The 9166-nt window shown below is 31.4% G+C and carries 7 protein-coding genes; 2 read left to right on the top strand and 5 right to left on the bottom strand.

Annotated features, from left to right (window positions below; translation table 11 throughout):
- Positions 1 to 431: 431 nt before the first annotated feature.
- Complete coding sequence (locus ACN4EE_RS12425) at positions 432 to 746, bottom strand: hypothetical protein (protein ID WP_431706768.1); 315 nt, start codon at positions 744 to 746, stop codon at positions 432 to 434.
- A gap of 110 nt (positions 747 to 856) precedes the next feature.
- Positions 857 to 3181: a DNA helicase PcrA gene (gene pcrA / locus ACN4EE_RS12420; protein WP_431706767.1), complete on the bottom strand. Its 2325-nt coding sequence runs from the start codon at positions 3179 to 3181 to the stop codon at positions 857 to 859.
- Between the two features lie 118 nt (positions 3182 to 3299).
- Here pcrA and ACN4EE_RS12415 point away from each other — a divergent pair, with 118 nt between their 5' ends.
- Positions 3300 to 3500: a DUF2281 domain-containing protein gene (locus tag ACN4EE_RS12415; protein WP_431706766.1), complete on the top strand. Its 201-nt coding sequence runs from the start codon at positions 3300 to 3302 to the stop codon at positions 3498 to 3500.
- Positions 3501 to 3613: 113 nt separating this feature from the next.
- Here ACN4EE_RS12415 and ACN4EE_RS12410 read toward each other — a convergent pair whose 3' ends face one another.
- The 3 genes from ACN4EE_RS12410 to ACN4EE_RS12400 are packed head-to-tail and all read right to left on the bottom strand — an operon-like array spanning position 3614 to position 5113.
- Complete coding sequence (locus ACN4EE_RS12410; RefSeq protein ID WP_431706765.1) at positions 3614 to 3952, bottom strand: XisI protein; 339 nt, start codon at positions 3950 to 3952, stop codon at positions 3614 to 3616.
- Entirely contained in the window at positions 3940 to 4137 is a 198-nt protein-coding gene (locus ACN4EE_RS12405) for an element excision factor XisH family protein (protein WP_431706764.1), read from the bottom strand. Before ACN4EE_RS12405 ends, ACN4EE_RS12410 begins: the two co-directional genes overlap by 13 nt.
- Before the next feature lie 16 nt (positions 4138 to 4153).
- A complete protein-coding gene (locus ACN4EE_RS12400) occupies positions 4154 to 5113 on the bottom strand; it encodes a 3'(2'),5'-bisphosphate nucleotidase (protein WP_431706763.1) in 960 nt (319 codons plus the stop codon).
- 279 nt (positions 5114 to 5392) lie between these two features.
- Between ACN4EE_RS12400 and ACN4EE_RS12395 the strand changes: the two genes are divergently transcribed.
- Positions 5393 to 9076 carry a bifunctional diguanylate cyclase/phosphodiesterase gene (locus ACN4EE_RS12395; RefSeq protein WP_431706762.1) on the top strand — a complete coding sequence of 1228 codons (3684 nt, stop codon included), beginning with the start codon at positions 5393 to 5395 and terminating at the stop codon, positions 9074 to 9076.
- Positions 9077 to 9166: the final 90 nt, after the last annotated feature.

The raw sequence follows: 9166 nt of genomic DNA, 5'->3' as shown, positions 1-9166 counted from the left end.
CTGTAGGCTTGAACAAAATAGAAGCACAAATCATCAATAATCCCGAATAAAAAAGCCAAAAAGTGAAATTAAATTCAGCCGAAGAGTGATTTGGTTTTCTTTGTCGATGCTCCTTTTTCAGTAAATATAGATACGTCTTTTTTCGTAGTGTGGTTAAACTGAACAGGGGGGAAATGTTAGCTGAATTAGTAGACTAACTAGGGGGTGCTGAAAAAGTATTTTGATGAAGAGAGGGAAGAGTGAATAAATGACAAAAATCAAGGTTTTGAGGCTTTGTATTGGCGTATAATTACAGGATTGTTTTAAATAAAATTTAGTAAAAAATGCTCAGTTTTTCAGTAAAAATTGTGAAAATTGAACACTTTTCAGTTGATGTAGTATGTTCAAACCGTTGATTTTAATAGTCTTCTGATTTATTCAGCAAACCCTAACTAATTTTGTTTTTCCCACACATTCGCTCTTCTTCTTTTTAATGTAAAGAAATGTGTGCGTTTGCCCTGTAAACGAAATTTAATTTGTTGACGACTGGTTGCATGGATTGTGATGGGTTCTATATTATCATTATAATCATCATAAGGAATTATGACTAAAGTTTGCTCATGTTTCCCGACTGCAATTAATCGATTTGTTTCTGTGTCATAGTATCTTTCTGTTGAAAATCTTAAAATTTCCTCTATTTTATCTAAATTAAATCCTCTTAATTTAACTCTATATTGAATATAATCTGACCAAATTATATTTTTCATAATGATTATTAAAAATTTTTAAAGTTTATCGTTAAAGCTTTGGGCTTTTTATATGTAGGCATTAAAGGGATAATCAGTATAAAAAATAGCAGATTTTTCATTCTTAATTCTTAGGTGATTTTCTCTAGTTTAGTGTGACTAGGATTAATAATTTTTCTTGCTGATTCAAACTGCACTACTAAAGTATTTTTTTTGCCTAATCCTAACAAATTAGTAACAATTCCATTGCCGAATATAGGATGATACACTCGATCGCCTTCCTGCCATGATTCCTGACAAGTGGGTTTTACTTGCGCTTCGGATTTCGCCTTTTTCGAGATAGTTTGACGAGAGTTTAAATTACTACTGAGTAAATCTGCTGGTAATTCATCTAAAAATTGCGAGGGGGTACAATAATCTAAGTTACCCCAAGAGTATCTTTCCCGTGCGTAGGTGATAAATAACTGTTCTTTCGCTCTAGTGATACCCACATAACATAAGCGTCTTTCTTCTTCCAATTCCATTTCATCGCGCAAACTACGGTTATGGGGTAACAATCCTTGTTCAAAACCCACTAAAAAGACTATATTAAATTCTAAACCCTTGGCGGAGTGTAACGTCATCAAAGAAACGGCTTTTTCTCCTTCTTCTAAGTTATCTAAGTCAGAGGCGAGGGAAGCGCTACTTAAAAACCCTTCTAAGCTAGAGTCTTCATTATCTTCCTGAAATTGAAGCATGGCGTTGACTAACTCATTGAGGTTTTCTTGTCTGTTTTCTGCTTCATCTGTACCTTGTTGTTGTAAATCCTCTAAATAACCAGAAAGATTGAGTATATGATTTAAAATTTCTGAGGCAGAATTTTCTTTAATTCTAGCTTGACAATCGCTGATAATTTCCGCAAATTGATTAACTTTTTTAGCGGCTTTTCCTGCGATCGTATTTACTGATGTTTGATCATTAATTATTTCCCATAAAGGTATATTTAATTCTTGGGATGCCGTCATTAAATTATCAACGGTGGTTTTACCAATTCCTCTTTTGGGGGTGTTAATAATGCGCAGTAAACTGACGGTATCTGCGGGGTTAACAATCAATCTTAAATAGGCTAAAGCGTCTTTAATTTCTTTTCTTTCATAAAACTTTAAACCTCCGACTATATTGTAAGGAATATTCTTATTAATTAACTCATCTTCAAAAGGACGAGATTGAGAGTTAATTCGATATAAAATGGCAAAATCTCCCCAATTTAATTCGGGATTTTCTTTGACTAATTGTTGCATTTTTCGACAAACAAAACTAGCTTCTTCTCTCTCGTTATCTCCTCGATAGGTGTAAATGGTTTCGCCCTCTCCACGAGTGGCTTTCAAGACTTTATCAATACGTTGGGTATTCTTTTCTATAAGGTGATTTGCCGCTTGTAAAATGTTTTCTCTCGATCGATAATTTTCTTCTAATTTTATCATAGTTTCCGTCAAATTATCTGCTAAATTATCCCCAAAATCCTGTTGAAAATTTAACAAAATTGTAAAGTCTGCCATGCGGAAAGAATAGATTGATTGATCGGCATCTCCTACCACAAATATCGATCGATTCTGCCAATTCCACTCTTTTTTATTAGGTTCATTATTAGTGGATAAAAGTCTAATTAACTCGTATTGAATTTGATTAGTATCTTGATATTCGTCCACCAAAATATGGTGAAATTGATTGTGCCAATAACCTAAAATAGACTCATTTTGTTGAAAAAGTCGCACAGGAATTAATAACAAATCATCGAAATCAAGGGCATTATTTCCAGCTAATTGAGCTTGATATTCTTCATAAATTTCTGCAATTACTCTACCTTTATAGTCGGGATTTTCTAGGGCGTATTGTTGAGGAGTAAACCCTAAATTTTTGATGTTGCTGATAGCATAACGCATTTTACGAGGCTCGAATTTTTTATCATCTAAATTGAGTTTTTTAGTGATAATTTGCTTAACTAAACTTTGGACATCGGACTCATCTAAAATCGTAAAATTTCTTTGCCAAACCCTACCTTTTTCATCCTGATATTTGTTTATATCATAGCGTAAAATTCTTGCACATAAGCTGTGAAAAGTACCAACCCAAAGCGGTTTTATCGTATTTTTATAAACTTTAGATTGAATTTTTTTCTGTTCTAATTCTGCCAACAAATCGAACCTTTGTCCATGTTTATCCTCTGCAATTTTGTGAGCAAAAATTTTCTCAATTCTTTCTTTCATCTCCCGTGCAGCTTTATTGGTAAAAGTCACTGCTAAAATATTGTCGGGGGTGACTTTATGGGTTAAAATCAAATTAGCAATACGATAGGTTAATGCTCTAGTTTTCCCTGAACCTGCACCTGCCACTACTAACAAAGGACCGCAAAAATGTTCTACAGCTTTACGTTGAGAAAGGTTTAGGGTATTTAAAAAATCGAGATTAGAGTTCATAGAGCAATTGTAAAGTTCGATCGAAACCTTATTTTATCATAAAAAATCCCCAATCAAGGTAGATTTAAGCGAACTTTTTATACAATAAATTTATTGACCGCATATTACGAGTTAAGCTATGACTCATCAAAAGATCGATTTAACAGAAAAAATCTTAACAAAAATTAAAGATTTACCCTTAGAACAACAGCAAGAAATCTTAGATTTTACAGAATATATTGCCCCTAAATATAGTCAAAAATTAGAGTTAATAAATCAACCTCAAAAAAAGAGAATTGCTGGTTTATATAAAGAGAAAAGATGGATTCGTGATGATTAGACTTCTCCATTAATTAAGATTTTAAGGGCTGAAGCCCTTACTACGAACCAATTAAAAATAATTTTTGGAGATGTCTATTTTAATGAGCCTTTACTCCTAGGGCATTAAATTTTCTAAGCACAAGCACTAAAACCGCTATATTGACGAATTAAAGGGGGTTGATAACCTAAAACTATGTCTTCTCTTACTATACCTTTGTTTAATAGTTGATTTGCGATCGCAACTTCCGTTCCGTCATATTGAATCCAAATTTTTTCATCAATTATATCCACATGAATTAATACCCCATAGACTCTTTTTCCTTGAAGCCAACCGACTCTAATCACTTGATAACGATCGCGCTCATGATCAAATAATAACTCCATTTGTATCTGTCCATAAACGGGGATAATCTTACTATGTTCGATTAAAAGTTCTTGAATTATTTGACGAAAATTACTTATTTTATCCATTGTAAAATACTCTTTTTTTCTATATCATAAATTGCTAAAAAAAGTTGATATTCTTTCACTCCTTCTTCAATAAAACGAAGATGAAAAAAGTCATTATAAATTTGACTAGGTACAGCTAAATATAAAACTCGATTTCTAATCTTGTTAGAATATAGACAGTCTTCCCCTTCTCTCATCTTCATCATTTGCCTTATATCAAACTTAGCTATTTAGTGCCGAAATCACCTCATCATGGATTAAACCATTGGTTACTACAACTCCACGATTATCATTCATTTTACTAGCAGTAGCAAAGTCAAGGGGTTTTCCATACATATCTGTCACCTTTCCTCCTGCTTCTTCCACTACGATCGAACCTGCGGCATGATCCCAAATATTTTCTCTATAATTAGGATATTTAGGAGAGGGTAATCTCAAATACAACCCTGCCTCCCCAGATGCAACGATACCGTATTTGGCTTGAGAATCCACCCTCACAGAATTAGTGGTGATACCTACCTTCTGCGCGATCGAATTTTGTAACTCTTGATCACCATGACTAGCTTCAACGCTTTCCACGAAACGAAAACGACTCTTATCCTCTAAAGAAACCACTTGTAATTTAGTCCAATTATTACCCGTCAAAGGCATTTTATAACTACCTTCACCCCTAACGGCAACGAAAATATATCCCGTTTCTTCACTATCTAATTTTAAGGCTGGACATCCCATAATTCCCAACTTAACTTCACCATCCTCAATTAAAGCCAACGCAATGGCATATTGATCTTGACGTAAAAACCCTTTTGTGCCATCAATAGGGTCTAATGTCCAAAATTTATTTGTTACTGTACCATTTCCGTAATCAATCCAGTCTAAAACATTATCCGTCGTCGCCGCAGGAATAATCTCCTTCACATAGTCAGTAATTTTATCAATAGTATCGGATGAATCGCCTTGCCTTAATTCTGTTGCGTCTTCTTCACCTACAATGGGAATATCAGGAAAAGCCTCTTTTAATGCTTTACAAATTATAGCTTGAGAACCGAAATCAGCTACAGTGACAGGACTTTTATCTTGTTTTTCTAAAGCAGGAGGGATATTTCGGCGCACATTTTCACATAATTTAGATGCTTGTATCACTGCGGAAATTGCAATTTCTTTTTCGGTTTGATAACTCATAACATATACCAATAGATGAACCATCACCCATTATCAGTCATTTATAGCGTTTTTTTTCAATTATGGGGTACATTTTTTATTACCTCTTGCCTTTTGCCTTTCAACGAAAATTTTTGTACCTTACAAAAACGGGAATTGCTATATCTTATTTTGACTATAGCATCATCAAATTATTCATCTTTTAAATTAAGGTTAAAATATAATAGTGATGAGAAGATTTGATGTGAAAATTTTGATTTTTAATTATTTAACCTAAAACTTAACACCTTTCAAACCTCTATGGAGCAAATTATTATCGTTATTATTATTATTGTGGTTATTAATTTTTTGTTGATCGGATATATTAATCAATTAAGAAAAAATAATTTACAATTAACCATAGAAAAAGATGAGTATAAATATCACTTATTTAGTGTACAAGAAAGAGACGATCGATTATCTAAACAACATCTTTATAATTTTGCTCTAATTCAAGCTAAAGATATAATTATTAACATGGTGGATATGGATACTATTTACCATAAATTAACAGAATTAATCAGTGATATTTTGAATCTCAATTTGAGTTATTTATTACAATTTATACCTGATAAAAATTATTTTATTGTTAAAAGCCATAGAGGTTTAAAGTTAGATAATGAAAATTATATATTTGAGATTAATCACCCTATTATAGAGATTTTTGAGACAGATAATAAATTTTTGCTTGACGATCGAGAACATTTAAAGATAAAATTAGGTTCGATCGATATTGACAATAAAGAGAAGATAAAATCAGCAATACATTTTAATATTATTAATCCTATTACGCAGGAAAAAAATGGCATTTTAGGACTATATACCGAAGAAGATAATAAATTTAATACTCCAGAAATTGAGTTTATTCAACAGATAATTAGAGTTATTGAACAAGGTATCGAAAAAACATCTCAAGCTGATAAATTAACCTTATTAGAAAGAGCGATTAATAATAGTACTAATGGGATAGTTATTAGTGAAGCAAAAAAAGGAAATCCGATTATTTATACTAACTTAGGATTTGAGAAAATTACTGGTTATTCTAACTATGAAGTACTCGGAAAAAATTGTAAATTCTTGCAAGGAGAAAACACCAACCAAGAAGAATTACAAAAACTGAGACAGGCAATTTTTAATCAAGAAAAAACAAAAGTTATCCTTTATAATTATCGCAAAAATAGTGAACCATTTTGGAATGAAGTTTACCTTTCTCCTGTCTATAATTCAGGGGGAAAAGTGACTCATTTTATCGGTATTCAGAATGATATTACTGAAAAATATAATATTGAACAAAGTTTATCCTTAAAAACTCAAGAATTAGAACTTTTTAATCAACAATTACACTGCCTTAATAATCTGAATAATATTGATTATGATTCCCTAGAAAATCCCCTTAATTTTTATTTAGAACACATCACCGCTATTTTAGATGTAGATATAGCTATTATTTCAGAATATTTAGGGGATAAACATAGAATTATTGCTTTATACAATAAGTTATCCCAAGATAATTTATTTACCCAAGAAAATCATTTAATTAATACTTTAGCTCATCAAATTCTTATTAGAGAAGAATGTTTATGGTTCGATCGAAATAGCAATGATAAAAAAAATAACATTTTAAGTTCATTAATTGACGAAGAATTAAATATTGATTTATATATAGGTTCTCCTATTTTTATTGATCAACAAATCTATGGAATCATTCACATTTTTAAATTTATAAATCCTCAAAATGATCGATCGAACAGTCTTATTCAGGATACATTAATAGAGTCCATCAGTCAAGCTATTAGTAGAATTATTTTAAGAGAAGAAACAGAATTAGAAAAACAACAAATTAATATAGCCTTAAAAGAAAGTCAAGAAAGATTAAATAATATGTTATTTTCTTTAGACGATGTAATTTGGTCAATTCACCCCCAGACATTACAATTAACTTATATTAATGCCGCCGCCGAAATCTTATTTCAATGTTCACTCTCAAAATTCTTCCAAAAACGCACCTATTGGTTAGAATTAGTACATCCAAAACAACAGCAACAAATCAAAGAAATTTACTCTAATTTATTCAATATTTCTCTTTTAGGAGATAACCTTCAATCCCATGATATAGAATATAAAATTAGGCTAAAAAATGGAGAAGAAAAATATATTAGAGATCGCGCCCATGTGGTCTATAATGACAAAGGACAAGTCATTAGAATCGATGGTATCATCACAGATATTACCAATAGAACCAAGATTCAAAAAGCCTTAGAAAAAAGTGAAGAAGAGTTTAGACTAATATTTGAACTCGCACCTATTGGCATGATGATTACTGATTTAGACGGTAAAATTATTCAAGTCAATCAATCACTTTCTGATTTATTACAGTATCCTCTTTCTGATATTATTAGCAAAAAAGAAAGCCGTATTTGTCATCCTGATGATCAAGAAAAATCAGCCTTATTTAAACAGAGAATAATCACCGAATATTTAGAACAGGATAGTCAAGAAAGAAGATTTTTAACCTATAATGGCACAGTAGTTCATACCCTTGTTAATGTTAGTGCTTTAAGAAATAATCGAGGAGAAATTATCCAATTTATTCAACAAATAATCGATATTTCTGAGTTAAAAATTATGGAAGAAAAAATATTTTATGATGCTTTCCATGATCAATTAACTGGATTACCTAATCGCTTTTTATTAATAGATAGACTCAAACAATTTTTAAACATTAGTGCTAAAACTTATTATAAAGTTTGTGCTATTTTACTCATTGATGTTGATAATTTTAAAACTATTAATGATAGTTTAGGGCATAAAGTAGGCGATGAATTATTAGTATTAATTACCGAAAAAATTGCCGATTGTATAACAGAAAATGATACTGTTGCGCGTATTAGTGGCGATGAATTTGTTATCTTTTCCCCCGATATAAATACAGAAGAAGATTGCGAAGAAATAGCAGGGAAAATTTTAAAAGCCTGTAAATTTAATACTATTTTAGACGGTTATCCAGTATTTTCTTCTGTTAGCATAGGAATTACATTAAGTTCTTTTGGCTATAGAAAAGCAGAAGAAATGATTAGAGATGCAGATTTAGCTATGTATCAAGCAAAAGAAAGTGGGCGTAATTGTTATCGTATATTTAACCCCTCCATGCACACAGATTTAGTGAAAAGATTAAGTTTAGAATCAGCGTTAAGAAAAGCCTTAGAGAAGGAAGAATTGGAACTTTTTTATCAACCAATTATTAACTTAAAAACAGGGATGATTGCAGGATTTGAGGCTTTAATTCGTTGGCACAGTGCCACTCATGGGTTTATTTCTCCTGTGGAATTTATCCCTATTGCGGAGGAAACAGGATTAATTATTTCTTTGGGAAAATGGATTTTATACACTGCTTGTCAACAAATTAAACAATGGGAAGAAAACTATCCTGAATTAAAATTATTTACTGCTGTTAATGTCTCTAGTAAACAGCTATTAAATCCTAATTTTTTGAAGGAATTAGACGAGATTTTAATGACGACTCAAGTTAATCCTCATCTGTTAAAAATTGAAATTACTGAAACAATTTTAATGAATAATTATGATCATGCTAAGGAAATTCTCTCTCAAATTCAACAGCGCCATTTAAAGATTTCTTTAGATGATTTTGGTACTGGTTATTCTTCTCTTAGTTACCTTCATCGTTTACCTTTTAATACCCTGAAAATCGATCGAGCCTTTATTCAACCCTTGATTCATTTAGAGCAAAAAAATCCCATCGTAGAAGCCATTATCACTTTAGCACATAATCTCTCTTTAGATGTGGTAGCGGAAGGAATTGAGACGAAAATTCAAGAACAAATTCTCACCAATATTAACTGTAATTATGGACAAGGATATTTATATTCTAAGCCTGTGAATGCAAAAGAAGCAACGGAATTTATCAATAAGCTAGGACGCATCTAAGTTTACTGATTAAGAGAGGGAAGAGCGAAAAGTAAAGAGTTTGAGTTATTTTCAAAAATTAATAAAAAATGTAAGTTAAATGCGTCTTAA

It is taken from the genome of Geminocystis sp. CENA526 (assembly GCF_050753365.1).
GTDB lineage: Bacteria > Cyanobacteriota > Cyanobacteriia > Cyanobacteriales > Cyanobacteriaceae > Geminocystis.
The sequence above is the reverse complement of the archived record's forward strand: the minus strand, read 5'-3'. Positions and strand labels throughout refer to the sequence as shown.

What these genes read in the sequence shown, in the direction of transcription:
- ACN4EE_RS12400 (WP_431706763.1), bottom strand. Translation starts at nt 5,113, where the DNA reads ATGAGTTATCAAACCGAAAAAGAAATTGCAATTTCCGCAGTGATACAA.
- ACN4EE_RS12405 (WP_431706764.1), bottom strand. Translation starts at nt 4,137, where the DNA reads ATGATGAAGATGAGAGAAGGGGAAGACTGTCTATATTCTAACAAGATT.
- ACN4EE_RS12425 (WP_431706768.1), bottom strand. Translation starts at nt 746, where the DNA reads ATGAAAAATATAATTTGGTCAGATTATATTCAATATAGAGTTAAATTA.
- ACN4EE_RS12410 (WP_431706765.1), bottom strand. Translation starts at nt 3,952, where the DNA reads ATGGATAAAATAAGTAATTTTCGTCAAATAATTCAAGAACTTTTAATC.
- ACN4EE_RS12415 (WP_431706766.1), top strand. Translation starts at nt 3,300, where the DNA reads ATGACTCATCAAAAGATCGATTTAACAGAAAAAATCTTAACAAAAATT.
- pcrA (WP_431706767.1), bottom strand. Translation starts at nt 3,181, where the DNA reads ATGAACTCTAATCTCGATTTTTTAAATACCCTAAACCTTTCTCAACGT.
- ACN4EE_RS12395 (WP_431706762.1), top strand. Translation starts at nt 5,393, where the DNA reads ATGGAGCAAATTATTATCGTTATTATTATTATTGTGGTTATTAATTTT.